General features: G+C 59.2%; 25 protein-coding genes. 16 read left to right on the top strand and 9 right to left on the bottom strand.

Annotated elements, in window-relative coordinates:
* The first annotated feature begins 8 nt into the window (after window positions 1-8).
* Entirely contained in the window at window positions 9-1,106 is a 1,098-nt protein-coding gene (locus GIW69_RS00405) for an amino acid ABC transporter permease (protein WP_236480182.1), read from the top strand.
* A gap of 13 nt (window positions 1,107-1,119) precedes the next feature.
* On the top strand, window positions 1,120-1,884 hold the full coding sequence (locus GIW69_RS00400; RefSeq protein ID WP_236480181.1) for an amino acid ABC transporter ATP-binding protein: 765 nt from the start codon (window positions 1,120-1,122) through the stop codon (window positions 1,882-1,884).
* 53 nt (window positions 1,885-1,937) lie between these two features.
* Here GIW69_RS00400 and GIW69_RS00395 read toward each other — a convergent pair whose 3' ends face one another.
* Window positions 1,938-2,396: a type II toxin-antitoxin system MqsA family antitoxin gene (locus GIW69_RS00395; protein WP_496570880.1), complete on the bottom strand. Its 459-nt coding sequence runs from the start codon at window positions 2,394-2,396 to the stop codon at window positions 1,938-1,940.
* A gap of 32 nt (window positions 2,397-2,428) precedes the next feature.
* On the opposite strand from GIW69_RS00395, the gene GIW69_RS00390 reads away from it, so the two are divergent.
* From GIW69_RS00390 to GIW69_RS00370, 5 genes are all read left to right on the top strand, one after another.
* On the top strand, window positions 2,429-3,088 hold the full coding sequence (locus GIW69_RS00390; protein ID WP_236480179.1) for a FadR/GntR family transcriptional regulator: 660 nt from the start codon (window positions 2,429-2,431) through the stop codon (window positions 3,086-3,088).
* The gene (locus tag GIW69_RS00385; RefSeq protein WP_236480178.1) at window positions 3,078-4,382 is read left to right on the top strand and encodes a CynX/NimT family MFS transporter; all 1,305 of its coding nucleotides are present in this window, start codon (window positions 3,078-3,080) and stop codon (window positions 4,380-4,382) included. The genes GIW69_RS00390 and GIW69_RS00385 overlap by 11 nt, the downstream gene beginning before the upstream one ends.
* Window positions 4,383-4,579: 197 nt before the next feature.
* Window positions 4,580-5,050: a nuclear transport factor 2 family protein gene (locus tag GIW69_RS00380; protein ID WP_236480177.1), complete on the top strand. Its 471-nt coding sequence runs from the start codon at window positions 4,580-4,582 to the stop codon at window positions 5,048-5,050.
* Between the two features lie 40 nt (window positions 5,051-5,090).
* The gene (locus GIW69_RS00375; protein ID WP_236480176.1) at window positions 5,091-5,393 is read left to right on the top strand and encodes a GIY-YIG nuclease family protein; all 303 of its coding nucleotides are present in this window, start codon (window positions 5,091-5,093) and stop codon (window positions 5,391-5,393) included.
* A gap of 84 nt (window positions 5,394-5,477) precedes the next feature.
* Window positions 5,478-6,413 (top strand): glutathione S-transferase family protein, encoded by a 936-nt coding sequence (locus GIW69_RS00370; RefSeq protein WP_236480175.1) that lies wholly within the window; start codon window positions 5,478-5,480, stop codon window positions 6,411-6,413.
* 98 nt (window positions 6,414-6,511) lie between these two features.
* Here GIW69_RS00370 and GIW69_RS00365 read toward each other — a convergent pair whose 3' ends face one another.
* Window positions 6,512-6,862 (bottom strand): glutaredoxin family protein, encoded by a 351-nt coding sequence (locus GIW69_RS00365; protein WP_236480174.1) that lies wholly within the window; start codon window positions 6,860-6,862, stop codon window positions 6,512-6,514.
* Window positions 6,862-7,866 (bottom strand): nucleoid-associated protein YejK, encoded by a 1,005-nt coding sequence (yejK, locus tag GIW69_RS00360; protein ID WP_236480173.1) that lies wholly within the window; start codon window positions 7,864-7,866, stop codon window positions 6,862-6,864. Before yejK ends, GIW69_RS00365 begins: the two co-directional genes overlap by 1 nt.
* A gap of 498 nt (window positions 7,867-8,364) precedes the next feature.
* Between yejK and GIW69_RS00355 the strand changes: the two genes are divergently transcribed.
* Window positions 8,365-8,646: an HU family DNA-binding protein gene (locus GIW69_RS00355; RefSeq protein WP_217832322.1), complete on the top strand. Its 282-nt coding sequence runs from the start codon at window positions 8,365-8,367 to the stop codon at window positions 8,644-8,646.
* 147 nt (window positions 8,647-8,793) lie between these two features.
* On the opposite strand, the gene rlmF is transcribed toward GIW69_RS00355, so the two are convergent.
* The 5 genes from rlmF to GIW69_RS00330 all read right to left on the bottom strand — a co-directional run bounded on the left by rlmF (window position 8,794) and on the right by GIW69_RS00330 (window position 15,366).
* Window positions 8,794-9,813 (bottom strand): 23S rRNA (adenine(1618)-N(6))-methyltransferase RlmF, encoded by a 1,020-nt coding sequence (rlmF, locus tag GIW69_RS00350; RefSeq protein ID WP_236480172.1) that lies wholly within the window; start codon window positions 9,811-9,813, stop codon window positions 8,794-8,796.
* Between the two features lie 205 nt (window positions 9,814-10,018).
* Window positions 10,019-12,865 carry a valine--tRNA ligase gene (locus tag GIW69_RS00345; RefSeq protein WP_236480171.1) on the bottom strand — a complete coding sequence of 949 codons (2,847 nt, stop codon included), beginning with the start codon at window positions 12,863-12,865 and terminating at the stop codon, window positions 10,019-10,021.
* Between the two features lie 117 nt (window positions 12,866-12,982).
* Window positions 12,983-13,378 (bottom strand): DNA polymerase III subunit chi, encoded by a 396-nt coding sequence (locus GIW69_RS00340; RefSeq protein WP_236480170.1) that lies wholly within the window; start codon window positions 13,376-13,378, stop codon window positions 12,983-12,985.
* Between the two features lie 8 nt (window positions 13,379-13,386).
* Window positions 13,387-13,815 (bottom strand): DNA polymerase III subunit chi, encoded by a 429-nt coding sequence (locus tag GIW69_RS00335; protein ID WP_236480169.1) that lies wholly within the window; start codon window positions 13,813-13,815, stop codon window positions 13,387-13,389.
* 60 nt (window positions 13,816-13,875) lie between these two features.
* The gene (locus GIW69_RS00330; protein ID WP_236480168.1) at window positions 13,876-15,366 is read right to left on the bottom strand and encodes a leucyl aminopeptidase; all 1,491 of its coding nucleotides are present in this window, start codon (window positions 15,364-15,366) and stop codon (window positions 13,876-13,878) included.
* 307 nt (window positions 15,367-15,673) lie between these two features.
* On the opposite strand from GIW69_RS00330, the gene lptF reads away from it, so the two are divergent.
* From lptF to pdxJ, 8 genes are all read left to right on the top strand, one after another.
* Window positions 15,674-16,795, top strand: coding sequence for an LPS export ABC transporter permease LptF (lptF, locus tag GIW69_RS00325; protein WP_236480167.1), 1,122 nt, complete (start codon window positions 15,674-15,676; stop codon window positions 16,793-16,795).
* Entirely contained in the window at window positions 16,788-17,849 is a 1,062-nt protein-coding gene (gene lptG / locus GIW69_RS00320) for an LPS export ABC transporter permease LptG (RefSeq protein ID WP_236480166.1), read from the top strand. The genes lptF and lptG overlap by 8 nt, the downstream gene beginning before the upstream one ends.
* A gap of 172 nt (window positions 17,850-18,021) precedes the next feature.
* Entirely contained in the window at window positions 18,022-19,821 is a 1,800-nt protein-coding gene (gene lepA / locus GIW69_RS00315; protein WP_236480165.1) for a translation elongation factor 4, read from the top strand.
* 5 nt (window positions 19,822-19,826) lie between these two features.
* The gene (gene lepB, locus GIW69_RS00310) at window positions 19,827-20,681 is read left to right on the top strand and encodes a signal peptidase I (RefSeq protein ID WP_236480164.1); all 855 of its coding nucleotides are present in this window, start codon (window positions 19,827-19,829) and stop codon (window positions 20,679-20,681) included.
* Window positions 20,682-20,862: 181 nt separating this feature from the next.
* Window positions 20,863-21,552, top strand: a complete 690-nt coding sequence (gene rnc, locus GIW69_RS00305; protein WP_236480163.1) for a ribonuclease III — start codon at window positions 20,863-20,865, stop codon at window positions 21,550-21,552.
* Complete coding sequence (gene era / locus GIW69_RS00300; protein WP_236480162.1) at window positions 21,545-22,447, top strand: GTPase Era; 903 nt, start codon at window positions 21,545-21,547, stop codon at window positions 22,445-22,447. The genes rnc and era overlap by 8 nt, the downstream gene beginning before the upstream one ends.
* 167 nt (window positions 22,448-22,614) lie before the next feature.
* The gene (recO, locus tag GIW69_RS00295) at window positions 22,615-23,304 is read left to right on the top strand and encodes a DNA repair protein RecO (protein ID WP_236480161.1); all 690 of its coding nucleotides are present in this window, start codon (window positions 22,615-22,617) and stop codon (window positions 23,302-23,304) included.
* Between the two features lie 47 nt (window positions 23,305-23,351).
* Window positions 23,352-24,095, top strand: a complete 744-nt coding sequence (gene pdxJ / locus GIW69_RS00290; RefSeq protein ID WP_236480160.1) for a pyridoxine 5'-phosphate synthase — start codon at window positions 23,352-23,354, stop codon at window positions 24,093-24,095.
* 64 nt (window positions 24,096-24,159) lie between these two features.
* On the opposite strand, the gene mltF is transcribed toward pdxJ, so the two are convergent.
* Window positions 24,160-25,620 carry a membrane-bound lytic murein transglycosylase MltF gene (mltF, locus tag GIW69_RS00285; RefSeq protein WP_236480159.1) on the bottom strand — a complete coding sequence of 487 codons (1,461 nt, stop codon included), beginning with the start codon at window positions 25,618-25,620 and terminating at the stop codon, window positions 24,160-24,162.
* Between the last annotated feature and the right edge of the window lie 221 nt (window positions 25,621-25,841).

Genomic DNA, 25,841 nt, shown 5'->3' with positions numbered 1-25,841 from the left:
AAACGCGCATGACATCCCATACTTTCAAACCTGACATGCCCCCACCGAGCAGCAGCATCGGCGTGGTGGCGTGGATGCGCGCAAACATGTTCTCCAACTGGCTCAACACGCTGTTGACCCTGTTTGCGTTCTATCTGATTTACCTGGTGGTTCCGCCGATCATCAACTGGATGATCCTCGATGCCAACTGGGTCGGCACCACCCGCGCAGACTGCACCAAGGAAGGCGCCTGCTGGGTGTTCATCCAGCAGCGCTTCGGCCAGTTCATGTACGGCTACTACCCGGCCGATTGGCGCTGGCGCGTTGATCTGACCGTGTGGCTGGCGGTCATCGGCGTGGCACCGCTGTTCATCTCGCGCTTCCCGCGCAAAGCGGTATACGGGCTGAGCTTCCTGGTGCTGTACCCGATCATTGCCTGGTGCCTGCTGCACGGCGGCGTCTTCGGTTTGCCAGCGGTTGCGACCAGCCAGTGGGGCGGCCTGATGCTGACCCTGGTGATCGCCACGGTCGGTATCGCCGGCGCCTTGCCGCTGGGGATCGTCCTTGCGCTGGGCCGCCGTTCGAACATGCCGGCGATTCGCGTGGTCTGCGTGACCTTCATTGAATTCTGGCGCGGCGTGCCGTTGATCACGGTGTTGTTCATGTCCTCGGTGATGCTGCCGCTGTTCCTGCCAGAAGGCATGAACTTCGACAAGCTGCTGCGGGCGCTGATCGGCGTGATTCTGTTCCAGTCGGCTTACGTGGCCGAAGTGGTGCGTGGCGGTCTGCAAGCGATTCCCAAAGGTCAGTACGAAGCCGCCGCCGCGATGGGCCTTGGTTACTGGCGCAGCATGGGCCTGGTGATTCTGCCGCAAGCCCTGAAAATGGTGATCCCGGGCATCGTCAACACCTTCATCGCGCTGTTCAAGGACACCAGCCTTGTGATCATCATCGGCCTCTTTGACCTGCTCAACAGCGTCAAGCAAGCCGCTGCCGATCCGAAATGGCTGGGCATGGCCACCGAAGGCTACGTGTTCGCCGCCCTGGTGTTCTGGATTTTCTGTTTTGGTATGTCGCGCTATTCCATGCATCTGGAACGCAAGCTCGACACTGGCCACAAGCGTTAGGAGTTCTCTGTAAATGAGCGAAGCAATCAAAAAGCCAGTGGGCCCTGAAGGCATCATTCAGATGCAGGGCGTCAACAAGTGGTACGGCCAGTTCCACGTGTTGAAGGACATCAACCTCGACGTTAAACAGGGCGAACGTATCGTTTTGTGCGGCCCGTCGGGCTCCGGCAAGTCGACGACCATTCGTTGCCTGAATCGTCTGGAAGAGCACCAGCAGGGCCGCATCGTCGTTGACGGCGTGGAACTGACCAACGACCTCAAGCAGATCGAAGCGATCCGTCGCGAAGTCGGCATGGTGTTCCAGCACTTCAACCTGTTCCCGCACCTGACCATTTTGCAGAACTGCACCCTGGCGCCGATGTGGGTACGCAAAATGCCCAAGCGCAAGGCCGAGGAAATCGCCATGCATTACCTGGAACGCGTGCGCATTCCAGAGCAGGCGCATAAATTCCCGGGGCAACTGTCCGGCGGTCAGCAACAACGCGTGGCCATCGCCCGCGCCCTGTGCATGAAACCGAAAATCATGCTGTTCGATGAGCCGACTTCAGCCCTCGACCCCGAGATGGTGAAGGAAGTACTCGACACCATGATCGGCCTGGCCGAAGACGGCATGACCATGCTCTGCGTGACCCACGAAATGGGCTTCGCCCGCACCGTGGCCAATCGCGTGATCTTCATGGACAAAGGCGAAATCGTTGAACAGGCGGCGCCGAACGACTTCTTCGACAATCCGCAGAATGACCGGACGAAGCTGTTCCTGAGTCAGATTCTGCATTGATGATGGATGCGTAAAACCAACCCGGCCTTGTGCCGGGTTTGTTTTTTTTGGGGTCAGGATACGTTGAGCGTTTCGTGTTCTTTGTGGACGGTGAACTTGAAGCCTCTGAGATCCGCGCCTTCGGCCAAAGCCTTTGCGTCGGCGAGCATATAGGGATAACGATCCAGCAGACGCATCAGCAGTATCAACGCCTTGGGCGGTAATATTTCACCGCGTTCATAACGGGAAAAAGCGTTGTGGCCTCCTCCAGAGAGCAAGAGCACGGCGTCCTTTTGTGACAGGTGCAGCTTGCGGCGGATTCTTTTCATCTCGTTGCCGATCATCTTTCTGCTGGCTTTAATCAGCTCGTCGCCTGCATCTGAATGGCGCTGTCCGCAACTTTCATCAAACTCGACCTCGCCGCAATTTTGGCGTTCCCAGCCGGACAAGTCATCAACCCGACGCTCCATGTGTCTCCCTTTGAACCTAGGCGGTTGCCGTCCTACGTGGGTCTGATTAACATGTCGGAAAATTCATCCCATGATTGGATGAAAGAGCGAGGCCAATGTCAGACATTTCTCCACTTGTTAAACGCTCTCTGGTCGATCAGGCCATGGATCAATTACGTCAGCGCATTACCGACGGTGTATGGGCGGTCGGCCAGCGCCTGCCGACCGAGCCTGAGCTGTGCGCCGAGCTCGGCATCAGCCGCAACACTGTTCGCGAAGCCATGCGGGTGCTGGCGTTTTCCGGGTTGATCGAGATCCGGCAGGGTGACGGCAGTTACGTGCGCGCCAAAGTCGATCCCCTGGACACCGTGAAAGCGTTGTCGCGCTGTTCGCCGGAGCAGGCCCGGGAAACCCGGCACATCCTCGAAGTCGAGGCGATCGGCCTGGCTGCCCTGCGGCGTACCGATGAAGATTTGGTCGCATTGCGCGAGGCGCTGGGCGTCAGCGGCAGCCACTATCACGGCGACCTCGACACTTACATCGCCTGTGACCTGGCCTTCCACGGTCGTCTGGTGGATGCCGCGCACAACCCGACCCTCAGCGAGCTGTATCGCTATTTCTCCAGCGTCATCGGCGCGCAATTGCGCCAGACCCTGAACATCGTCCCACGCCGTCAGGAAGTGTTCGACCTCCACATCGACCTGCTCGATGCGGTGGAACAACGTGACCCGGAGCGAGCCAAAGCCTTGTCGAGGCAGTTGATCAATGAACCTTGAAACCGAGAAGTCCATGTCCCGCAATGATGTATCCACAAATCCTCAACGCGCCGCCGAACTCGAAGCGTTGCTGATCGACGCCGAAGCCGATGACGACCAGGTGCAGCAAAGCCATCCGCTGTTGCGTCGCCCATGGCTGTTGCTGCTGGGTCTTGTTCTGGTTGCACTGAATCTGCGGCCGGCGCTGTCGAGCATGGCGCCGATGCTCAGCGAGGTGTCGAAAAGCCTTGGGCTGTCGGCGTCGCAGGCCGGTTTGCTGACGACGTTGCCAGTGCTTTGCCTTGGCTTGTTCGCACCGCTGGCGCCGGTCCTGGCACGGCGCTTCGGTGCCGAACGAGTGGTGCTGGGTATTTTGCTGACGTTGGCGGGCGGCATTATTCTGCGCAGCAACTTTGGTGAAACCGGTCTGTTTGCCGGCAGCATTTTGGCCGGCGCGAGTATCGGCATCATCGGTGTACTGTTGCCGGGGATCGTCAAACGCGACTTTGCCAAACATGCCGGCAGCATGACCGGCGTCTATACCATGGCCCTGTGTCTTGGCGCGGCCATGGCGGCGGGTTCGACCGTGCCGCTGAGCGTGCATTTTGATAACAGTTGGGCGCTGGGACTCGGTTTCTGGGTGATCCCGGCGCTGGCGGCGGCGGTGTTCTGGCTACCGCAAGTGGGCCGTAAACACGGAGCGCACAATGTCGCCTATCGCGTTCGCGGGTTGCTGCGTGATCCGCTCGCCTGGCAGGTAACGTTGTACATGGGCCTGCAATCATCCCTGGCGTATATCGTGTTCGGCTGGTTGCCGTCGATCCTGATCGGCCGTGGCCTGACACCGACGCAGGCCGGGCTGGTACTGTCCGGTTCCGTCATCGTCCAGCTCGCCAGTTCTCTGGCCGCACCGTGGCTGGCAACACGCGGCAAAGATCAGCGTCTGGCCGTCGTCGTGGTCATGGCGCTGACCCTTGGCGGACTGTTCGGTTGCCTGTACGCGCCGATCGAAGGCCTGTGGGGCTGGGCGATTTTGCTGGGACTGGGGCAGGGCGGTGCGTTCTCTCTGGCGCTGACGCTGATCGTGTTGCGCTCGCGCGATTCCCATGTGGCAGCGAACCTTTCAAGCATGTCTCAGGGCTTTGGTTACACGCTGGCGTCGATGGGGCCGTTCGCGGTCGGTGTCGTGCATGACTGGACGGGCGGCTGGAATGCCGTGGGCTGGATTTTCGGGGTCGTGGGTATCGGTGCGATCCTCGCCGGTCTCGGCGCCGGACGTGCGTTGTACGTGCAGGTCGAAAGCGAAAAGATCTGATCTTCTAATGCAGGAACGAGCCTGCTCGCGATAACGGTGGATCGGTCCTCGCAATATGGCCAGGTCGGACGCTATCGCGAGCCGGCTCGCTCCTACAGGGTTTGGGTGTATTCGGTATTCGGAGCGCGAATGCCGATAGTGTTTCCGTGCTTTGCAGATTAAGGTGATGGCAATCTGTACATTCCCGGAGCTTGCCCATGAGTGACGCCCACAGCGCCCTGATCACCCGTTTCTACCAAGCGTTCCAGCGCCTCGATGCCGAGGCCATGGCGGCGTGCTACACCGATGACGTGGTGTTCAGCGACCCGGCCTTCGGCGAATTGCGCGGCCGCGATGCCGGCGACATGTGGCGCATGCTCACCACCCGCGCCAAAGACTTCTCCCTGACCTTCGACAACGTCCGCGCCGACGATCGCACCGGCGGCGCGCACTGGATCGCGACGTACCTGTTCAGCCAGACCGGCAATATCGTCATCAACGATATCCAGGCACGTTTCGTCTTCCGTGACGGCAAGATATGCGAGCATCACGACCGTTTCGACCTATGGCGCTGGTCGCGTCAGGCGCTGGGCTTCAAAGGCCTGTTGTTGGGCTGGACGCCGTTGGTGCGCAACGCCGTGCGGGCACAGGCATTGAAGGGACTGAAGGCATTTCAGGCCGGGCGCTGATAAGATCGCGGCCTGTTTCCTACACGCCTTTGATCGACCAGTGACGACCCTCAGCGAAAATTCTGTCGATGCCGACGTTCCAGCGAGCAAATCCTGGTTCGTCTACCTGGTGCGCGCCGCCAATGGCTCGCTGTACTGCGGCATCAGTGATGATCCGGTGCGCCGCTTTGCCAAGCATCAAAGCGGCAAGGGCGCGCGGTTCTTCCTTTCCAGTCCGGCGATGGCGCTGGTCTACACCGAGCTTTGCCGCGACAAAGGGGATGCATTGCGTCAGGAACGGCTGATCAAGAAACTCAGGAAAAGCGCCAAGGAGTGCCTGGTGGCGTCTTATCAATCTGACTGATTGGTTCCCATCAGGCAGATCTGTAGGCTGCTATTCAAATGCACGTTAAGCTGCCGATTCACTATTTGAGCGGCGGAGCCGAGCATGTCTGAATTGATTCTGCACCATTACCCGACTTCTCCATTCGCCGAAAAGGCCCGTCTGTTGCTGGGCTTCAAGGGGCTGTCCTGGCGCTCGGTTCATATCTCGCCAGTGATGCCTAAACCCGATCTCACTGCACTGACTGGTGGATACCGCAAGACACCGGTGTTGCAGGTCGGTGCCGATATCTACTGTGACACCGCGCTGATCGCCCGTCGTCTGGAGCAGGAAAAAGCCCTGCCGGCGTTCTTTCCCGAAGGTCAGGAAATGATCGCGGCCACTTTCGCGGCATGGGCCGATTCGGTCGTTTTCCAGCACGCAGTCAGCCTGGTGTTCCAGCCAGAATCCGTGGCAGTGCGATTTGGCAAGTTGCCGCCGGAAGCAATCAAAGCGTTCATTGCTGACCGGGCCGGTCTGTTCAGCGGTGGCAGCGCTACCCGACTGCCTGCCGAACAAGCCAAGCATCAGTGGCCGACGATCATGGCGCGACTTGAACAACAGTTGCAGCGCGAGCAAGGTGACTTTCTGTTCGGTGAACCATCGATTGCCGACTTCGCGTTGGCACATCCGATGTGGTTCCTCAAGGCAACTCACGTGACGGCGCCGTTTGTCGATGCTTATCCGGCGGTCAGCGCGTGGCTGGGTCGTGTGCTGGGCTTCGGGCATGGCGCCGCCAGCGAAATGAGTTCGGAAGAAGCACTGGAGGTCGCGCGAAATGCCACGCCGGCGGCGCTGCCGGATGAACAGTTTGTCGATCCGAACGGTTTTGTCGCGGGGCAGCAAGTGACGATTTCCGCCATTGACTATGGCGTTGATCCGGTCGCGGGGGAGTTGTTGTTTGCTGGTCGTGAGGAATTGATTGTGCGTCGTGAAGACGAGCGCGGCGGCGTGGTGCATGTGCACTTCCCGCGTTTTGGTTTCCGTATCGAAAAGCACTGACGATCGATGCCAAGAGCGAGCCTGCTCGCGAAAACGGTATGTCGGGTACACAGATGTTGAATGTACTGTCGCCTTCGCGAGCAGGCTCGCTCCTGCATTTATTTCAATGCGGCCAGAATTTCGTCAGGATCAAACCCGCGAATCAACGTGCCATTCACATCGATCAACGGAATCCCGCGCCCGCCCAGCGCTTCATACGCCTTGCGCGCCTCGGCGTCCTTCTCGATATCGAATTCCTTGAACGCAATCCCCTTGCTGTCGAGAAAGCGCTTGGTCTGCTTGCAGTAGCCGCACCAGTCGGTGGCGTAGAGCACGACGTTGGCATTTGCGCGCGTCTGCTCCGAAACCATCTGCGAGGGATTGAACAACCGCTCGACCTTGCCCCAGTTCTGATAGACCACGACGACCAGCAGAACCAGCAGAACCTTTTTCAGTACATTGCCGAGCATCAGTTACGCCGCTTCAACTGATCGGTGAGCGACGTCGGCAAGCCCTTGATGACCAGTGTTCCGGCTTCTTCGTCGTACTCGATCTTCGAGCCCAGCAGGTGTGCTTCGAAACTGATCGACAGGCCTTCGGCGCGACCGGTGAAGCGGCGGAACTGATTCAGGGTGCGTTTATCCGCCGGAATCTCCGGCGACAGCCCATAGTCCTTGTTGCGGATATGGTCGTAGAAGGCTTTCGGGCGTTCTTCGTCGATCAGTTCCGAAAGTTCCTCCAGGCCCATCGGCTCGCCCAGCTTGGCCTGGCTGCTGGCGTAATCCACCAGGGTTTTGGTTTTCTCGCGGGCGGATTCTTCCGGCAGATCTTCGCTTTCGACAAAATCGCTGAAGGCCTTGAGCAGCGTGCGGGTCTCGCCCGGCCCGTCGACACCTTCCTGGCAGCCGATGAAGTCACGGAAGTATTCCGAGACTTTCTTGCCGTTTTTGCCCTTGATGAACGAAATGTATTGCTTGGACTGTTTGTTGTTCTGCCACTCGGAGACGTTGATCCGCGCCGCGAGATGCAACTGGCCGAGGTCGAGGTGGCGCGACGGGGTTACGTCCAGAGCATCGGTCACCGCCACACCTTCGCTGTGGTGGAGCAGGGCGATGGCCAAATAGTCGGTCATGCCTTGCTGGTAATGAGCGAACAGCACGTGACCGCCCACCGACAGGTTCGATTCTTCCATCAGCTTCTGCAGATGTTCCACTGCCACCCGGCTGAATGCCGTGAAGTCCTGCGCGCCTTCAAAGTATTCCTTCAGCCAGCCGCTGAACGGGAACGCGCCGGATTCCGGATGGAACAGACCCCAGGCTTTGCCCTGTTTGGCGTTATAGCTTTCATTGAGGTCGGCAAGCATGTTCTCGATGGCATCGGACTCAGCCAGTTCGGAGTCACGGGCATGCAAAACTGCGGGTGTGCCGTCGGGTTTTTTGTCGATCAAATGGACGATGCAATGACGGATCGGCATGGGCTTCTCGGCTGTTGGAAGGGAGGAGGGCAGGCTCCCCCGAAAAAGCGCCCAGTGTACCGCAAACCTCAGTTGGAACGCTGTGCGCATGGCCGTGTAGGAGCCGCCGAAGGCTGTAATCTTTTGACCTTGTTTTTTAAAAACGAAAATCGAAAGATCACAGCCTTCGGCAGCTCTTACACGGGGGGTGTAGGACAATTCCGGGTCTCGGAGCGGGGCTTATGCAGTTTTTTAGCGTTTTGGTGCAATAAAGCTGACCAAATAGGTAGCTAGAAGCGGATATTTCCTTGTCGCTGTGCTAGTTTTGCCCGGTCTTACGCGAAGTCACTGCGTTAAGCGTGCATTCAGCATTTGTCAGGTCGAACCAAACCCTGATTTCGGCATCTATAACCCGACTCGTCGTGGTTATCGCCGAGGGTGCCAGATCCAGAAGATCGGGCTCGATGGCTGACACTGCACTCTGCAATCCATATGAATTTGATAGGGAAGGAACACTACATGGCTCTTACTAAAGACCAACTGATCGCCGACATCGCTGAAGCTATCGACGCGCCGAAAACCACCGCGCGTAACGCTCTGGAGCAACTGGGCCAAATCGTTGCTGATCAGCTGGAAAACGGTGCCGAAATCACCTTGCCAGGTATCGGCAAGCTGAAAGTGACCGAGCGTCCTGCCCGCACTGGCCGTAACCCTTCGACTGGCGCTGCCATCGAAATCGCTGCCAAGAAAGTTGTTAAGTTCGTTCCAGCCAAAGCGCTGACCGACGGCATTAACAAGTAAGACTTTGTAAAAAACCGTGCACCGGAGTGATCCGGGCACGGTTTTTTTATGCCTGCGATTTAACGATGCTACGAAACCATCGCTCAGTCTCTGTGGGAGCGCGCCTGCTCCCTCCCACAATTGATTGGGGTTAAACCGTAATCAGGCTTAGCGTGTCCAGCGCTCGCGGCGCCAGATCTGCTGCTCGGACTTGGTCTGGAACGTCCAGGCCACGAAGCGGCTCTGCTTCTGCCCCTGCGACATCTCCACGACCTGGCTTTCCAGCACGCCAGCCTTTTTCAGGGCGGTTTCGATGGCGGGCAAGTTCGAGGCTTTCGACACCAGCGTGCTGAACCACAGCACTTTGTGCTGGAAATTCGCGCTTTCGGCGATCAGTTGCGTCACGAAACGTGCTTCGCCACCTTCACACCACAATTCGGCCGATTGGCCGCCGAAATTCAATACCGGCAGTTTGCGTTTCGGGTCGGCACGGCCCAGTGCGCGCCATTTGCGCTCGCTGCCCTTGGTCGCTTCGTCCATCGAAGCGTGGAACGGCGGGTTGCACATGGTCAGGTCAAAACGCTCGCCCGGTTCCAGCAAGCCAATCAGGATGTGCTTGCGGTTTTCCTGCTGACGCAGCTGGATCACCTTGTTCAAATCATTGGACTGAACGATTGCTTTAGCGGCAGCCACGGCCGTCGGGTCGATCTCCGAACCAAGAAAATGCCAGCGGTATTCGCTATTGCCAATCAGCGGATAAACGCAGTTGGCGCCCATGCCGATGTCCAGAACGTTGACGATCGCGCCGCGCGGCACCTTGCCGTCGTTCATGCTGGCCAGCAGGTCCGCCAGGAAGTGCACGTAGTCGGCGCGCCCCGGGACCGGTGGGCAAAGGTAATCCGCCGGGATGTCCCAATGCTGGATGCCGTAGAACGACTTGAGCAGCGCCCGGTTGAACACGCGCACGGCGTCGGGGCTGGCGAAGTCGATGCTTTCCTTGCCGTACGGGTTGATGATCACGAACTTCGCCAGTTCCGGCGTGGTTTTGATCAGCGCCGGGAAGTCGTAGCGACCCTGATGGCGGTTGCGCGGGTGAAGGCTGGCCTTTTCACGCGGCTCAACGGTCTTGGCCGGGGTCGCGGAATCAGGCTTCTTGCGCGCAGGTTTGGGTGTGCGGGGGGCGTTCATGGGCGTGGTCGATTCGGGTATGGCTGAAAGTGGCGGGCATTGTCCCACATATACGAGGCAACACCGATCTATTGAGCTGCCACAGGCTGCGATCTTATGATCTTGATCTTAAAAAAATCAAAAGATCGCAGCCTGCGGCAGCTCCTACATGGGCATGAAAAAGGGAGGCCTTTGCGGGGCCTCCCTTTTTCCTTGCGGTTTGCCGTTACAGGCTGGCAATCCGCGCGTGCTGCTCGGCCAGTTTGCCCAGGGCTTGTTCAGCCTCGGCCAGTTTGGCGCGTTCCTTCTCGATGACTTCGGCCGGGGCCTTGTCGACGAAACCGGCGTTCGACAACTTGCCACCGACACGCTGGACTTCGCCCTGCAGACGCAGGATTTCCTTGTCCAGGCGCGCCAGTTCGGCGCCCTTGTCGATCAGGCCGGCCATGGGCACCAGCACTTCCATCTCGCCCACCAGTGCGGTGGCGGACAGCGGCGCTTCTTCGCCGGCGGCGAGGACGGTGATCGATTCCAGGCGCGCCAGTTTCTTCAGCAGCGCTTCGTTCTCGGTCAATCGGCGCTGATCTTCGGCGCTGACGTTTTTCAGATAGATCGGCAGTGGTTTGCCCGGGCCGATGTTCATTTCGCCACGGATGTTACGCGTGCCGAGCATCAGTTCCTTGAGCCATTCGATGTCGTCTTCGGCCGCCGGATCGATGCGCTCTTCGTTGGCCACTGGCCACGGTTGCAGCATGATCGTCTTGCCCTGAATGCCGGCCAGCGGCGCGACGCGCTGCCAGATTTCTTCAGTGATGAACGGCATGAACGGGTGCGCCAGACGCAGTGCCACTTCCAGTACGCGAACCAGTGTGCGACGGGTGCCGCGCTGGCGCTCGACCGGCGCGTTTTCGTCCCACAGCACAGGCTTGGACAGTTCCAGATACCAGTCGCAGTACTGGTTCCAGATGAACTCGTACAAGGCTTGCGCCGCCAGGTCGAAACGGAACTGATCCAGTTGACGGGTCACTTCGGCTTCGGTGCGTTGCAGCTGCGAGATGATCCAGCGATCCGCCAGCGACAGCTCGTAGGCTTCGCCGTTCTGGCCGCAGTCTTCGCCCTTGTCCAGCACGTACCGCGCGGCGTTCCAGATCTTGTTGCAGAAGTTGCGATAGCCTTCGACGCGGCCCATGTCGAACTTGATGTCGCGACCGGTGGACGCCAGCGAGCAGAAGGTAAAGCGCAGGGCGTCGGTGCCGTAGCTGGCGATGCCGTCGGCGAACTCGTCGCGGGTCTGCTTCTCGATCTTCTTCGCCAGTTTCGGCTGCATCAGGCCGGAGGTGCGTTTCTGCACCAGTTCTTCCAGCTCGATACCGTCGATGATGTCCAGCGGATCCAGGACGTTGCCCTTGGACTTGGACATCTTCTGGCCCTGGCCATCCCGCACCAGACCGTGTACATAAACCGTTTTGAACGGAACCTGCGGCGTGCCGTCTTCGTTTTTCACCAAATGCATGGTGAGCATGATCATCCGGGCGACCCAGAAGAAAATGATGTCGAAGCCAGTGACCAGCACGTCGGTGGAGTGGAATTTCTTCAGGAATTCGGTCTGCTCAGGCCAGCCCAGGGTGGAGAACGTCCACAGACCGGAACTGAACCAGGTGTCGAGTACGTCGTTGTCCTGTTGCAGCGCAACGTCCGGACCGAGGCCGTGCTTGGCGCGCACTTCGGCTTCGTCGCGACCGACGTAGACTTTGCCCGACTCGTCGTACCAGGCCGGAATGCGGTGGCCCCACCACAGCTGACGGCTGATGCACCAGTCCTGGATGTCGCGCATCCACGAGAAGTACATGTTCTCGTACTGCTTGGGCACGAACTGGATGCGGCCGTCTTCAACGGCTTCGATCGCAGGCTCGGCGAGCGGCTTCGTAGAGACGTACCACTGATCGGTCAGCCAAGGTTCAATGACCGTGCCAGAGCGGTCACCTTTCGGCGTTTTCAGGTTGTGGTCGTCGATACTCACCAGCAGGCCGGCGGCGTCGAACGCGGCGACAATCTGCTTGCGCGCCTCGAAACGCTCGAGACCGGCGTATTCGGCCGGAATCTTGCCGTCGATGCTGTCGTTCAGCGTGCCGTCGAGGTTGAACACCTGGCAGGCCGGCAGCACATTGGCGTTCTTGTCGAAGATGTTCAGCAGCGGCAGGTTGTGGCGTTTGCCGACTTCGTAGTCGTTGAAATCGTGGGCCGGGGTGATTTTCACGCAGCCGGTGCCGAATTCAGGATCGCAGTAATCGTCGGCGATGATCGGGATGCGGCGGCCAACCAGTGGCAGCTCGACAAATTTGCCGATCAGGGCTTTGTAGCGCTCATCGTTCGGGTTCACCGCGACGGCGGCGTCGCCAAGCATGGTTTCCGGGCGGGTGGTCGCTACAACCAGATAGTCCTTGCCTTCAGCGGTCTTGGCGCCGTCGGCCAGCGGGTATTTCAGGTTCCAGAGGAAACCTTTCTCATCGTGGTTTTCCACTTCGAGGTCGGAAATCGCCGTGTGCAGCTTGGTGTCCCAGTTGACCAGACGCTTGCCGCGATAGATCAGGCCGTCTTCATGCAGGCGTACGAAGGCTTCTTTCACGGCTTCGGACAGGCCGTCGTCCATGGTGAAGCGCTCACGGCTCCAGTCCACGGACGAGCCGAGGCGGCGGATCTGACGGCTGATGTTGCCGCCGGACTGATCCTTCCATTCCCAGATTTTCTCGAGGAATTTCTCGCGGCCCAGATCGTGGCGATTCTGGCCCTGGGCTTCGAGTTGACGCTCCACCAGCATTTGCGTGGCGATACCGGCATGGTCGGTGCCCGGCTGCCACAGGGTGTTGCGACCCTGCATGCGGCGGAAACGGATCAGGGCATCCATGATCGCGTTGTTGAAACCGTGACCCATGTGCAGGCTGCCGGTGACGTTCGGCGGCGGGATCATAATGGTGTAAGACTCGCCCGCGCCTTGCGGGGCGAAGTAATTCTCGGACTCCCAGGTCTTGTACCAGGAAGTTTCAATGGCGTGCGGCTGGTAGGTCTTATCCATGCGCGGCGGGACCCTATTGGCATTTATTCAGGAAAAGCCGGGAAGTATAGCGGGGGGGGCAGCCGCAAGCTACAAGCCGCAAGCTGCAAGAGGGCGCATCCGGCTTTTGCTTGTGGCTTAAAGCTTGCCGCTTGTCGCTGCGGCGAGTAGCCGCTCCATCCGCGCATCGAGGCGGCGTTTGATTTCGGTTTCGATGTGCGGGGCGAAATCGTCGATCACGTCTTGCAGGATCAATTGCGCGGCGGCGCGCAGTTCACTGTCCAGGTGTAGGAGGGCGTCGGGGCCTTTATCCACAGGCGCGGCGGCAGATTTTGCGGGAGTGGCGGGTGCAGGCTCGACCGCTTCGGGCGCATTGCCGACAGCGTCGAACAGCATCGGAATCTGTTCCTGTTCGCCTTCGTCGACCGTGTCGGTCAGCAGCGGCGGTTGCAGGTTGTCATCACCGAGCAACTGGCGGATCGATTCGAGATCATCCAGCAGTGCAGGCTTTTGCAGCGGTTTTGGCGTGTCCATCGGCGTACTCAGAGTCGCTGTAAACGGTGGTCTTGCAGAGGATAGCCCTGTTCGCGGTAGAAGCGAAAACTCTCCCGCGCGGCCTGACGAATCACCGGATCTTCCACCACCACTTCCGCGATGCGAGCGAACTTGTTGGCGAAGGTCGGGACTTTCAGGTCGAGGTTCACCAGTAAATCCTGATGCTCACCGCAGTCGTCGCCCAGTCCCAAAACGATCAGACCGTCCGGTTCGCTGTCGGCGGGGCCGTGAGGAATGAACGTTTCACCCTTGAATGCCCACAGACGCGCATCGAGATCGTCGCGCTGGGTAGCATCACTGCAATGCAGGTAGATGCGGTGGCCCATGCGCCAGGCTTTCTCGGTGAGCTTGCAGGCGAAATCCAGCCGTGCCGAGGGATCGGCGCTGGGCAGGATATAGAAGTCGACTTTGGTCATTGCGGTTCCTGAGCGGTCAGGGGCGCCACCCGAAAGTGGCGCCGCCGTCCGTCATTGGTTTCAGGCTTTGGCGCGATCCAGCAGGTATTGGGTCAGCAATGGAACCGGGCGGCCAGTGGCGCCCTTGTCTTTACCGCCGCTGGTCCATGCGGTGCCCGCGATGTCCAGGTGCGCCCAGTTAAGGTTCTTGGTAAAGCGCGAGAGGAAGCACGCGGCAGTGATGGTGCCGGCCTTCGGACCACCGATGTTGGCGATGTCGGCGAACGGGCTGTCCAGTTGCTCCTGGTATTCGTCGAACAGCGGCAGTTGCCAGGCGCGGTCATCGGCGGTCTTGCCAGCGCTCAGCAGTTGCTCGATCAATTCGTCGTTGTTGCCCAGCAGGCCGGAGGTGTGCGCGCCCAGTGCAACCACGCAGGCACCGGTCAGGGTCGCGATGTCGATCACCGCTTGCGGCTTGAAGCGTTCGGAGTAGGTCAGGGCATCGCACAGCACCAGACGGCCTTCGGCGTCGGTGTTGAGGATTTCGACAGTCTGGCCACTCATGGTGGTGACGATGTCACCCGGACGCGAAGCGTTGCCGCTCGGCATGTTTTCCGCGCAGGCCAGAATGCACACCAGATTGATCGGCAGTTTCAGCTCAAGCACGGCACGTACGGTGCCGAATACGCTGGCGGCGCCGCCCATGTCGTATTTCATCTCGTCCATGCCGGCGCCCGGCTTCAGGCTGATGCCGCCGGTGTCGAAGGTGATGCCTTTACCAACCAGTGCGTATGGCTTTTCGGATTTCTTGCCGCCGTTGTATTGCATCACGATCAGGCGCGGCGGTTGGGCGCTGCCCTGGCCGACGGCGTAGAACGAACCCATGCCCAGCGCTTTGATCTTCTTCTCGTCGAGGACTTCGACTTTCAGATCCTTGAATTCTTTACCGAGGTTTTTGGCTTGCTCGCCCAGGAAGGTCGGGTGGCAGATGTTCGGCGGCAGGTTGCCGAGGTCGCGGGTGAACGCCATGCCATTGGCGATTGCAGTGGCGTGGCTCACGGCGCGCTGCACTTCGGCTTGAGCAGCCTTGATGGTCAGCAGAGTGATTTTCTTCAGGGCGCGTGGTTCGGCTTTCTGGCTCTTGAACTGGTCGAAAGTGTATTCGCCGTCGACCAGGGTTTCCGCCAGCAGACGGGTCTTGCCGTAGCTGTCACGACCCTTGACGATCACTTCGTCCAGCGCCAGCACAGCGTCGCTGCCGCCCAGGCCTTTGAGAGTATTGAGGATGCCGGCAGCCATCTTGCGGAACGGACGGTCGCCCAGTTCGGCGTCTTTACCGACGCCCACCAGCAGAACGCGCTCGGCCTTCATATTCGGCAGGCTGTGCAGCAAGAGGCTTTGGCCAACCTTGCCGGCCAGATCGCCACGCTTGAGTACGGCACTGATGGCGCCACCGCTCAGTTCGTCGATCTGCTTGGCCGCGACGCCGAGTTTGCGGCCTTCGCCAATGGCAACTACCAGGGTGGCGGTTTTCAACGTTTCTGGGCTAACGCTTTTTACAACCAGTTCCATGTCCGGATCCCTAATGAATGGTCAACGCGCAGGCAATCTACGCTGACGCAGTCGCTTGCTTATAAATAGAAGAGGCGCAGGACAGCGCCTGCGACAGACGCAGCAGTTTGAACCTCGCTCCCCGCGCCTGACAACCCTCGGGTTGTACGATCTTCAACGGATTGCACGCTTGAATGAGTGTGCGCAGTGACAGGCGCACTCAATCACAGGATAATGCCGCATCTTTTTTCGGCGGCTCTGCCTGGCGGGCCTGCCGATACGTTTGCTTGTTTGGCCGCCTTAGCCTGACAACCCTGGAGTGTCTGGTTTGATCGTCTTCCGTTATCTGTCCCGCGAAGTCCTGTTGACCTTGAGCGCTGTCAGCGCCGTGCTGCTGGTCATCATCATGAGCGGTCGTTTCATCAAATACCTCGCACAGGCCGCCGCCGGCCAGCTCGATCCGGGTTCGCTGTTCCTGATCATGGGCTTTCGTCTGCCGGGCTTTCTGCAGCTGATTTTGCCGCTGGGCCTGTTCCTCGGAATCCTGCTGGCGTATGGCCGGTTGTACCTGGAAAGCGAGATGACCGTGCTGTCGGCCACCGGCATGAGCCAGCAGAAGTTGCTGCGCATGACCCTGTTCCCGGCAACGCTGGTCGCGCTGGTCGTGGCGTGGCTGAGTTTGAGCCTGGCCCCGCAGGGTGCCAATCAATTCCAGTTGCTCTTGAACAAGCAGGATGCGCTGACCGAATTCGATACCCTTGAACCGGGCCGCTTCCAGGCTTTGCGCGATGGTACTCGCGTGACCTACACCGAGTCCCTGAGCGATGACCGGATCAACCTCGCTGGCGTGTTCATTTCGCAAAAGAACCTGGGAACCGACCAGAAGGATCGCGGAATTTCCATTCTGGTTGCTGAAAAGGGCCAGCAGGAAGTTCGTCACGACGGCAACCGCTACCTGATTCTCAAGAACGGCTACCGCTACGACGGCAGCCCGGGCCAGGCTGACTACCGCGCCATTCATTACGAAACCTATGGCGTGCTGTTGCCAAAACCGGAAGTCAGCGAGGAAGTCACCGACCGTGACGCCATGCCGACGTCGTCCCTGTTGGGCAGTGACGACATCCGTTCCAAGACCGAGCTGCAATGGCGTCTGTCCCTGCCGCTGCTGGTGTTCATCGTGACCTTGATGGCGGTGCCGCTGTCGCGGGTCAATCCGCGTCAGGGACGTTTCCTCAAGTTGCTGCCGGCGATTCTTCTTTATATGGCTTACCTGACCATCCTGATTGCCGCCCGCGGCGCCCTTGAAAAAGGCAAGATTCACCCGGTGCTCGGATTGTGGTGGGTGCACGCAATCTTCCTGTTCATCGGTCTGGGCCTGCTGTACTGGGAGCCTTTGCGCCTGAAGATGGCGAGCCGTCGCAGCGCAGCGCTGGAGGTGGCCCGTGGTTAAACTCGACCGCTACATCGGCAGCAGCGTGTTCATGGCGATCATCGCGGTGCTGGCGATCATTCTCGGCCTGGCCACACTGTTTGCCTTCATCGACGAGATGAGCGACGTCAGCGATACCTACACCTTGCTCGATGTCCTTGGCTACGTTTTGCTGACAGCGCCACGCCGGCTCTACGACATGCTGCCAATGGCGGCGCTGATCGGTTGCCTGATCGGCCTCGGCAGCCTGGCCAGCAATAGCGAACTGACGGTGATGCGCGCGGCAGGTGTTTCGGTCGGGCGTATTGTCTGGGCGGTCATGAAGCCGATGCTGGTGCTGATGCTGGCCGGCGTGCTGATCGGTGAGTACGTGGCGCCGGCAACGGAAAGCATGGCCCAGGCCAATCGCTCCCTGGCGCAGGGCAGCGGCGACGCGCAGAGTGCCAAGCACGGCATGTGGCACCGTCAGGGTGAGGAGTTCATCCATATCAACTCCGTGCAACCTAACGGTCGCCTGTATGGCGTGACCCGCTACCACTTCGACAAAGAGCGCCACTTGCTGTCGTCGAGCTTCGCCAAACGTGCCGATTTCGATACGGATCACTGGCAACTCACCGACGTGACCACCACGGTGTTCCATGAACGCAGTACCGAAGTGGTCAACGCGCCCGTTGAGCGTTGGGACGTGTCACTGAGCCCGCAACTGCTGAGCACCGTGGTCATGGCGCCTGAGTCACTGTCGATCACCGGGTTGTGGGGTTACATCCACTACCTGGCGGAGCAGGGCTTGAGTAACGGCCGCTACTGGCTGGCGTTTTGGGTCAAGATATTGCAGCCGCTGGTCACCGCCGCGCTGGTATTGATGGCGATTTCCTTCATCTTCGGTCCGCTGCGTTCGGTCACCTTGGGGCAGCGTGTATTTACCGGTGTACTGGTGGGTTTCACCTTCCGTATTGTTCAGGATCTGCTCGGTCCGTCGAGCCTGGTGTTCGGTTTCTCGCCGCTGTTTGCGGTGCTGGTGCCCGCCGCCGTTTGTGCCCTGGCCGGGGTCTGGTTGCTGCGCAGAGCCGGTTGATGAACGAGTTTTCATCTGTGCGCTGACCTCGAAAACGCCTCGATCCACGGATCGGGGCGTTTTTGCATGCCATCAGGGTGACAGGCGAACGTGACGCTTGCGCCGTGTATCAGGTACAATTCCCGGCTATTTTTCGGCGGGCCATGCCTGCAGCCTTTTTGAGTGTTGATCCGTGAGTGATTTGAGTCATATCCGCAATTTCTCCATCATCGCCCACATTGACCATGGCAAGTCGACGCTGGCCGATCGCTTCATCCAGATGTGCGGCGGCCTGGCCGAGCGCGAAATGGAAGCCCAGGTACTGGATTCCATGGACCTGGAACGTGAACGCGGGATCACCATCAAGGCCCACAGCGTCACCCTTTATTACAAAGCCAAAGATGGCATCAACTACCAGTTGAACTTCATTGACACTCCGGGCCACGTCGACTTCACCTACGAAGTCAGCCGTTCCCTCGCGGCGTGTGAAGGTGCCTTGCTGGTGGTCGATGCTGGTCAGGGCGTTGAAGCCCAGTCCGTGGCCAACTGCTACACCGCCATCGAACAGGGCCTTGAGGTCATGCCGGTGCTGAACAAGATCGACCTGCCACAGGCCGATCCTGATCGCGTCAAAGAAGAAATCGAGAAAATCATCGGCATCGATGCCACCGACGCGGTCACTTGCAGTGCCAAGACCGGTCTGGGCGTTGATGAAGTGCTCGAGCGCCTCGTCGCCACCATTCCTGCGCCGACTGGCAACTACGAAGATCCGCTGCAAGCGTTGATCATCGACTCCTGGTTCGACAACTACCTGGGCGTTGTTTCCCTGGTGCGCGTGCGTCATGGCCGAGTGAAGAAGGGCGACAAGATTCTGGTCAAGTCCACCGGCAAGGTGCACTTGGTCGACAGCGTGGGCGTGTTCAATCCAAAGCACACCGCAACCGTTGACCTCAAGGCCGGTGAAGTAGGCTTCATCATTGCCGGTATCAAGGACATTCACGGCGCGCCGGTCGGTGACACGCTGACCCTCAACTCCACCCCGGACGTTGAAGTGCTGCCAGGCTTCAAACGCATCCAGCCACAGGTTTACGCCGGTCTGTTCCCGGTCAGCTCCGACGACTTCGAAGATTTCCGCGAAGCGCTGCAGAAGCTGACCCTCAACGACTCGTCGCTGCAGTACACCCCGGAAAGCTCCGACGCCCTGGGCTTCGGCTTCCGTTGCGGCTTCCTCGGCATGCTGCACATGGAAATCATCCAGGAGCGCCTGGAGCGCGAGTACGACCTGGATCTGATCACGACGGCACCAACGGTAATCTTCGAATTGCTGCTGAAAACCGGTGAAACGATCTACGTCGACAACCCATCCAAGCTTCCGGACATCTCGTCGGTCGAGGACATGCGCGAGCCGATCGTGCGCGCCAACATCCTAGTGCCGCAGGAGCATCTGGGCAACGTCATCACCCTGTGCATCGAAAAGCGTGGCGTGCAGCACGACATGCTGTTTCTCGGCTCCCAGGTGCAAGTGACCTACGACTTGCCGATGAACGAAGTGGTGCTCGACTTCTTCGACCGGTTGAAATCCACCAGTCGCGGCTATGCTTCTCTGGACTACCATTTCGATCGTTACCAATCGGCAAGCCTGGTGAAGCTGGACGTGCTGATCAACGGCGACAAGGTCGACGCTCTGGCGCTGATCGTGCACCGTGACAACGCGAACTACAAAGGTCGCCAGTTGACCGAGAAGATGAAAGAACTGATTCCACGCCAGATGTTCGACGTTGCGATTCAAGCTGCCATTGGCGGTCAGATCGTTGCCCGGACAACCGTCAAGGCACTCAGAAAGAACGTATTGGCCAAATGCTACGGCGGTGACGTCAGTCGTAAGAAAAAGCTGCTTGAAAAGCAGAAGGCCGGTAAAAAACGCATGAAACAGGTCGGTAACGTGGAAATTCCACAAGAAGCCTTCCTCGCCGTGCTCAGGTTGGATAGTTAGGTCCTATGTCACTAAATTTCCCGCTGTTGCTGGTCATCGCCGTGTTTGTCTGCGGTCTTTTGGCGTTGCTCGATCTGTTGATCCTGGCACCGCGTCGGCGCTCTGCCATCGCTTCCTATCAGGGCAGCGTCAGCCAGCCAGATGTGGTGGTGGTCGAGAAGCTGAGCAAAGAGCCGCTGCTGGTCGAATACGGCAAGTCGTTCTTCCCGGTGTTGTTCATCGTGCTGGTGCTGCGTTCGTTCCTTGTGGAACCGTTCCAGATTCCGTCCGGCTCGATGAAACCGACCCTGGACGTTGGCGATTTCATCCTGGTGAACAAGTTTTCTTACGGGATCCGCCTGCCGGTGATCGACAAGAAGATCATCGAAGTCGGTGATCCGCAGCGCGGCGATGTGATGGTGTTCCGCTACCCGAGCGACCCGAACGTCAACTACATCAAGCGTGTCGTCGGCCTGCCGGGCGATACTATTCGCTACACCGCCGAGAAGCGTCTGTTCGTCAACGGCGAATCGGTAGCCGAACAGTTGGTCGGTTCCGAGCCGGGCACTCTGGGTAGCGCCGAGTTGTACATGGAAAAACTTGGCGCCGCCGAGCATCAGATCCGCAAGGAAATGAGCCGTTACCGCGCAACGCCCGACCATTCGTGGACAGTGCCGGCCGGGCACTACTTCATGATGGGCGACAACCGCGACAACTCGAACGACAGTCGTTACTGGGATGATCCGAACATTCCCAAGGATCTGCTGGGCATGGTTCCCGACCGCAACATCGTCGGCAAAGCCTTCGCGGTCTGGATGAGCTGGCCGGAACCTAAACTCAGTCACCTGCCGAATTTCTCGCGGGTCGGCCTGATCAAGTAATCACACGGCGCTGTTGACCACAGCGCCGAATGCATTTCTGGAGCCGACACAATCGTCTCCGGGGCATGAAGCCAACGATATTCAGGATGTAATTTTTGAACACAGCGTTAATTGTCCCAGGCCTGCGCCGCATCCCGGCGATGGCAGTGGAATCCAGCCACGAACTCAGCGTGGGTAAACCGTGAGCGTTTCCTTAAGTCGTCTCGAGCGTCAGCTCGGTTACACCTTCAAAGATCAGGAACTGATGATCCTGGCCCTCACGCATCGCAGCTTTGCCGGGCGTAACAACGAACGTCTGGAGTTCCTCGGTGATGCCATCCTCAATTTCGTTGCAGGCGAGGCCTTGTTCGATCGCTTCCCGTTGGCCCGCGAAGGCCAGTTGTCGCGCTTGCGCGCTCGCCTGGTGAAGGGCGAGACCCTGGCCGTACTGGCGCGCGGATTCGATCTGGGCGATTACTTGCGTCTGGGTTCCGGCGAGCTGAAAAGCGGCGGCTTCCGTCGCGAGTCGATCCTGGCTGATGCCCTCGAAGCGCTGATCGGTGCCATCTACCTCGACGCCGGTATGGATATGGCCCGGGAGCGGGTACTGGCCTGGCTGGCCGGCGAGTTCGAAGGCCTGACACTGGTCGACACCAATAAAGATCCAAAGACTCGCCTGCAGGAATTCCTGCAATCGCGCAGCTGCGATCTGCCGCGTTATGAAGTGGTGGATATCCAGGGCGAGCCGCATTGCCGAACCTTCTTCGTCGAATGCGAAGTTGTCCTGTTGAATGAAAAAAGCCGAGGTCAGGGTGTGAGCCGTCGTATTGCCGAACAGGTAGCGGCCGCCGCAGCACTGATTGCCCTGGGCGTGGAGAATGGCCATGACTGATACAAACGTTACTCGCTGTGGCTATGTCGCCATCGTCGGCCGCCCGAACGTGGGCAAATCGACGCTGCTGAACCACATCCTCGGCCAGAAGCTCGCAATCACCTCGCGCAAGCCGCAGACCACCCGTCACAACATGCTCGGCATCAAGACCGAGGGCGATGTGCAGGCGATCTACGTCGATACGCCCGGCATGCACAAGGGCGGCGAAAAGGCCCTGAACCGTTACATGAACAAAACCGCTTCGGCGGCGTTGAAAGACGTCGACGTGGTGATCTTCGTTGTCGACCGCACCAAGTGGACCGAAGAAGACCAGATGGTGCTGGAGCGCGTGCAGTACGTCACCGGCCCTTTGATCGTCGCATTGAACAAGACCGATCGCATCGAGGACAAGGCCGAGCTGATGCCGCACCTGACCTGGTTGCAGGAGCAACTGCCGAACGCGCAGATCATTCCGATTTCGGCCCAGCACGGTCACAATCTCGAAGCTCTCGAGCGCGTAATCGCCCAGCACCTGCCGGAAAACGATCACTTCTTCCCGGAAGACCAGATCACCGACCGCAGCAGCCGCTTCCTCGCCGCCGAACTGGTTCGCGAGAAAATCATGCGCCAGATGGGCGCCGAGCTGCCGTACCAGATCACCGTGGAAATCGAAGAGTTCAAGCAGCAGGGCAAGACGCTGCATATTCACGCACTGATTCTGGTCGAACGTGACGGCCAGAAGAAAATCATCATTGGCGACAAGGGCGAGCGGATCAAACGCATCGGCACCGAAGCGCGCAAGGACATGGAGTTGCTGTTCGATTCCAAGGTCATGCTCAACCTGTGGGTGAAGGTGAAGGGCGGCTGGTCCGACGATGAGCGCGCATTGCGTTCACTTGGTTACGGCGACCTGTAAGCGCCGATCCCGAAAACACTGATACCCACTGTGGGAGCGAGCCTGCTCGCGAAGAGGGTGTAACATCCCAGCGTTTATGTTGGCTGTTGCACCGCTTTCGCGAGCAGGCTCGCTCCCACAATGGTTTTAGGCTGTGTGTAAATCTGCGTTTGTTCATTGAGAATTCCATGTCGCAAACCCCGCCCATCGCCCAACTCGCCTATGTCCTCCACTCCCGCGCCTATCGTGAAACCAGCGCTTTGGTCGACTTCCTCACGCCGCAAGGTCGGTTGCGGGCGGTGTTACGCAGCGCGCGGGGCAAGGCCGGGACGCTGGCGCGGCCGTTTGTGCCGCTGGAAGTGGAGTTTCGTGGCAAAGGTGAATTGAAGAACGTCGGTCGCATGGAAAGTGCGGGGAGCGCGACCTGGATGGTCGGCGAGGCACTGTTCAGCGGTCTCTATTTGAATGAACTGTTGATCCGTCTGCTACCCGCCGAGGATCCGCACCCATCCGTATTCGATCACTACGCTGCCACGTTGCTGGCTCTTGCCGAAGGCCGGCCGCTGGAGCCACTGCTGCGCTCTTTCGAGTGGCGTCTGCTCGATGACCTCGGTTACGGCTTCGCGCTGAACACCGATATCAACGGCGATCCCATCGCCACGGACGGTCTCTACCGTTTGCAGGTCGACGCCGGCCTTGAACGGGTTTATCTGCTTCAGCCCGGCCTGTTCAACGGCACTGAACTGTTGGCCATGGCCGAAGCCGACTGGACCGCCACCGGCGCCTTGTCGGCCGCCAAGCGTCTGATGCGCCAGGCACTGGCCGTGCATCTGGGCGGTCGTCCCCTCGTCAGTCGCGAGCTGTTTCGCAAGCCCTGATCTCACCGTATGCTGTGCGCCGAATCTTTCAATTCAGGAGCGCATCCGTGACCACCAGCAATCGCATTCTTCTTGGCGTGAACATCGACCACGTTGCCACCCTGCGTCAGGCTCGGGGCACGCGCTACCCGGATCCGGTCAAGGCTGCACTGGACGCGGAAGAGGCGGGCGCCGATGGCATTACCGTGCACTTGCGTGAAGACCGTCGGCACATTCAGGAGCGCGACGTCCTGCTGCTCAAGGATGTGCTGCAAACCCGCATGAACTTCGAAATGGGCGTCACAGAAGAAATGATGCTGTTCGCCGAGCGCATTCGCCCGGCACACATTTGCCTGGTGCCGGAGACGCGTCAGGAGCTGACCACAGAAGGGGGGCTGGACGTCGCGGGGCAGGAAGCGCGGATCAAGGCGGCGGTGGAGCGTCTGTCGAAGATCGGCAGCGAAGTGTCGCTGTTCATCGATGCTGATGAACGCCAGATCGCAGCGTCCAAACGCGTTGGCGCCCCGGCTATCGAACTGCACACCGGCCGTTACGCCGATGCCGAGACGCCGACCGAAGTGGCGGAAGAATTGAAGCGCGTAGCGGATGGTGTGGCGTTTGGTCTGGCTCAGGGTTTGATCGTCAATGCCGGCCATGGCCTGCACTACCACAATGTTGAAGCGGTCGCGGCGATCAAGGGCATTAACGAATTGAACATCGGCCATGCGCTGGTGGCACACGCGTTGTTCGTGGGCTTTAAGTCGGCGGTGTCGGAAATGAAAGCGCTGATTCTGGCTGCTGCAAAGCAATAAGCTTCAACACAAACCCGCTGTAGGCGTGAGCAGGCTCACTCCTACATTGGGTTTGGGGGGATGGTTAGAGCGGGGCAGGTTCCTGCGCAGGTTTCGACTTGTCGATCCCCGGCACATGCAGGTTACCCTCGGCCACCTGATCGCCCTCAAGCTGCGGTTGCGTTACCCACGTCAGAATGTCGTAGTAGCGACGGATGTTCGCCACGAAATGCACCGGCTCGCCGCCCCGGGCGTAGCCGTATCGCGTCTTGCTATACCACTGCTTCTGCGACAGGCGTGGCAGCATTTTTTTCACGTCCAGCCACTTGTCGGGGTTCAAGCCTTCCTTCACCGCCAGTTTGCGCGCGTCATCGAGATGGCCGCTGCCAACGTTATAGGCCGCCAGCGCAAACCAGGTGCGATCCGGTTCCTGGATCGAATCGTCGAGCTGATCCTTCATGTACGCCAGGTATTTGGCGCCGCCCATGATGCTCTGCTTCGGATCGAGGCGGTTTGAAACCCCCATCGCCTGAGCGGTGTTCTGGGTCAGCATCATCAGGCCGCGCACACCGGTCTTCGAAGTGACTGTTGGTTGCCACAACGATTCCTGATAACCGATGGCTGCCAGCAGGCGCCAGTCGACTTTTTCTTTCTTCGCGTAAGCCTTGAAGTGCTGTTCGTACTTCGGCAAGCGCTGCTGCAAATGCTGGGCAAACGTGGTGGCGCCCATGTAACCGAGGACGTCGACGTGACCGTAGTAGCGATCCTTCAGTCGTTGCAACGTGCCGTTTTTCTGCACCTTGTCGAGGTAGGCGTTGATTTCGTTGAGCAGGCTGTTGTCTTCCCCCGGCCCGACCGCCCAACTCTGGCTGCGCGCGTCGCCAAGGTCGAAGGCGACGCGGATGTTGGTGAAATACACCTGGTTCATCGCCACTTCGTTGGAGTCCACCAGCGTCAGGTCGATCTGGCCTTCATCCACCATGCGCAACAGGTCGACCACTTCCACGGCGTCGGATTCTTCGTATTCGATGCCCGAAAATTTCTGTTTCAGCTCGGCCAGTTGCTCGGCGTGGGTACTGCCCTTGAGCACCATGATTTTTTTGCCCACCAGATCGCCAGGGTCGGTCGGGCGCGACTGGCCATTGCGGTAGATGATCTGCGGGGTGACTTCCAGATAGGAGTGCGAAAAGCGCACCTGCTTCTTGCGCTGTTCACTGCTGACCAGGCCAGCAGCGGCGAGTACCGGGCCGTTGGGTTTGCCGATCTGGTTGAAGAGGTCGTCGAGGTTGTCGGCGGTCTCGATTTTCAGTTCCACCCCCAAATCGTCGGCAAAGCGCTTCACCAGCTCGTATTCGAAGCCGGTTTCACCGCTGCGATCCTGAAAGTAGGTGGCGGGACTGTTTCGGGTAATGACCCGCAGCACGCCATCCTCCTTTACGCGCTCGAGTGTGTTGGGTTTGTCAACACAGCCACTGAGCATCAGGAAGAGTCCGGTTGCGATCAGCCATTTGGCATACCGCGGACGCAAAGCCGTTGGGGAAAACATGTGCGCAGTATACGCAAAGGACCGTGGGCGCCATATCTCGACAGCGAAGGGGTTGTCTGGTAGCGATCACAAAACCGGACGAAACCCAGCAGGAATGGGGCTATACGGCATTTTGTGACAGAAAAAATAAGCGCTGATCTTTTGTGGTCGGAATTTGACCTGAAAGGCAGGAACATTGATCGACCTTCGGGTGCAACCGTGCGTAGCGTTTCGGGTGATGT

The sequence above is a fragment of the Pseudomonas syringae genome (assembly GCF_021605415.1).
Classification (GTDB): Bacteria; Pseudomonadota; Gammaproteobacteria; order Pseudomonadales; family Pseudomonadaceae; genus Aquipseudomonas; species Aquipseudomonas syringae_S.
The sequence above is the reverse complement of the archived record's forward strand: the minus strand, read 5'-3'. Positions and strand labels throughout refer to the sequence as shown.

Excerpts from the sequence above, each read along its gene's own strand:
- GIW69_RS00405 (WP_236480182.1), top strand. The coding sequence starts at position 9 with ATGACATCCCATACTTTCAAACCTGACATGCCCCCACCGAGCAGCAGC.
- GIW69_RS00400 (WP_236480181.1), top strand. The coding sequence starts at position 1,120 with ATGAGCGAAGCAATCAAAAAGCCAGTGGGCCCTGAAGGCATCATTCAG.
- GIW69_RS00390 (WP_236480179.1), top strand. The coding sequence starts at position 2,429 with ATGTCAGACATTTCTCCACTTGTTAAACGCTCTCTGGTCGATCAGGCC.
- GIW69_RS00385 (WP_236480178.1), top strand. The coding sequence starts at position 3,078 with ATGAACCTTGAAACCGAGAAGTCCATGTCCCGCAATGATGTATCCACA.
- GIW69_RS00380 (WP_236480177.1), top strand. The coding sequence starts at position 4,580 with ATGAGTGACGCCCACAGCGCCCTGATCACCCGTTTCTACCAAGCGTTC.
- GIW69_RS00370 (WP_236480175.1), top strand. The coding sequence starts at position 5,478 with ATGTCTGAATTGATTCTGCACCATTACCCGACTTCTCCATTCGCCGAA.
- GIW69_RS00365 (WP_236480174.1), bottom strand. The coding sequence starts at position 6,862 with ATGCTCGGCAATGTACTGAAAAAGGTTCTGCTGGTTCTGCTGGTCGTC.
- yejK (WP_236480173.1), bottom strand. The coding sequence starts at position 7,866 with ATGCCGATCCGTCATTGCATCGTCCATTTGATCGACAAAAAACCCGAC.
- GIW69_RS00355 (WP_217832322.1), top strand. The coding sequence starts at position 8,365 with ATGGCTCTTACTAAAGACCAACTGATCGCCGACATCGCTGAAGCTATC.
- rlmF (WP_236480172.1), bottom strand. The coding sequence starts at position 9,813 with ATGAACGCCCCCCGCACACCCAAACCTGCGCGCAAGAAGCCTGATTCC.
- GIW69_RS00345 (WP_236480171.1), bottom strand. The coding sequence starts at position 12,865 with ATGGATAAGACCTACCAGCCGCACGCCATTGAAACTTCCTGGTACAAG.
- GIW69_RS00340 (WP_236480170.1), bottom strand. The coding sequence starts at position 13,378 with ATGGACACGCCAAAACCGCTGCAAAAGCCTGCACTGCTGGATGATCTC.
- GIW69_RS00335 (WP_236480169.1), bottom strand. The coding sequence starts at position 13,815 with ATGACCAAAGTCGACTTCTATATCCTGCCCAGCGCCGATCCCTCGGCA.
- GIW69_RS00330 (WP_236480168.1), bottom strand. The coding sequence starts at position 15,366 with ATGGAACTGGTTGTAAAAAGCGTTAGCCCAGAAACGTTGAAAACCGCC.
- lepB (WP_236480164.1), top strand. The coding sequence starts at position 19,827 with ATGTCACTAAATTTCCCGCTGTTGCTGGTCATCGCCGTGTTTGTCTGC.
- era (WP_236480162.1), top strand. The coding sequence starts at position 21,545 with ATGACTGATACAAACGTTACTCGCTGTGGCTATGTCGCCATCGTCGGC.
- recO (WP_236480161.1), top strand. The coding sequence starts at position 22,615 with ATGTCGCAAACCCCGCCCATCGCCCAACTCGCCTATGTCCTCCACTCC.
- mltF (WP_236480159.1), bottom strand. The coding sequence starts at position 25,620 with ATGTTTTCCCCAACGGCTTTGCGTCCGCGGTATGCCAAATGGCTGATC.